The 1,476-nt window shown below is 66.7% G+C and carries 1 pseudogene; it reads left to right on the forward strand.

Annotated features, from left to right (window positions below):
• A pseudogene (locus ABGB01_RS45910) lies at positions 1-1,476 on the forward strand (DNA-directed RNA polymerase subunit beta); the annotation flags it as partial.

Below are 1,476 nucleotides of genomic sequence, written 5' to 3' on the forward strand. Positions count from 1 at the left end.
GGGCACCTCGTTCAACCAGAAGCCCATCGTCGCCGAGGGCGACCGGGTCGAGGTCAACCAGGTGATCGCCGACGGGCCGTGCACCGACCAGGGTGAGATGGCGCTCGGCAAGAACCTGCTGGTGGCGTTCATGCCGTGGGAGGGCCACAACTACGAAGACGCGATCATCCTGTCCCAGCGGCTGGTGCAGGACGACGTGCTGTCCTCGATCCACATCGAGGAGCACGAGGTCGACGCGCGTGACACCAAGCTGGGTCCGGAAGAGATCACCCGCGACATTCCCAACGTCTCCGAGGAGGTCCTGGCCGACCTCGACGAGCGCGGGATCATCCGCATCGGCGCCGAGGTCGTGCCCGGCGACATCCTGGTCGGCAAGGTCACCCCGAAGGGCGAGACCGAGCTGACGCCCGAGGAGCGGCTGCTGCGCGCGATCTTCGGTGAGAAGGCGCGTGAGGTGCGTGACACCTCGCTGAAGGTGCCGCACGGTGAGCAGGGCAAGGTCATCGGCGTGCGGGTGTTCAGCCGTGAGGAGGGCGACGAGCTGCCGCCTGGGGTCAACGAGCTGGTCCGCGTCTACGTGGCCCAGAAGCGTAAGATCACCGACGGTGACAAGCTGGCCGGCCGGCACGGCAACAAGGGTGTCATCTCCAAGATCCTGCCGGTCGAGGACATGCCGTTCCTGGAGGACGGCACCCCGGTCGACATCATCCTCAACCCGCTGGGCGTGCCCGGCCGGATGAACGTCGGCCAGGTGCTGGAGACCCACCTGGGGTGGATCGCCGCCAGGGGCTGGGACATCTCCGGGGTGCAGGAGGCCTGGGCCGGGCGGCTGCGCGAGAAGGGCTTCGACAAGGTCGCCCCGCGCACCAACATGGCCACGCCGGTCTTCGACGGCGCCCACGAAGAGGAGATCGTCGGTCTGCTGCAGAACACCGTCGCCAACCGCGACGGTGACCGGATGGTGCAGCCGAGCGGCAAGGCCCAACTGTTCGACGGCCGCAGCGGCGAGCCGTTCCCTTACCCGATCTCGGTCGGCTACATCTACATTCTCAAGCTGCTCCACCTGGTCGACGACAAGATCCACGCGCGGTCGACCGGTCCTTACTCCATGATCACTCAGCAGCCGCTCGGCGGTAAGGCCCAGTTCGGTGGCCAGCGCTTCGGTGAGATGGAGGTGTGGGCGCTGGAGGCCTACGGTGCCGCCTACGCCCTGCAGGAGCTGCTGACCATCAAGTCCGACGACGTTCTCGGCCGGGTGAAGGTCTACGAGGCCATCGTCAAGGGCGAGAACATCCCCGAGCCGGGCATCCCCGAGTCCTTCAAGGTCCTCATCAAGGAGATGCAGTCGTTGTGCCTGAACGTCGAGGTGCTTTCCAGCGACGGCATGTCCATCGAGATGCGTGACACCGACGAGGACGTCTTCCGCGCCGCGGAGGAGCTCGGAATCGACCTGTCCCGGCGCGAGCCGAGCAGCGT

Source organism: Nonomuraea sp. B5E05, from assembly GCF_039880665.1.
GTDB lineage: Bacteria > Actinomycetota > Actinomycetes > Streptosporangiales > Streptosporangiaceae > Nonomuraea.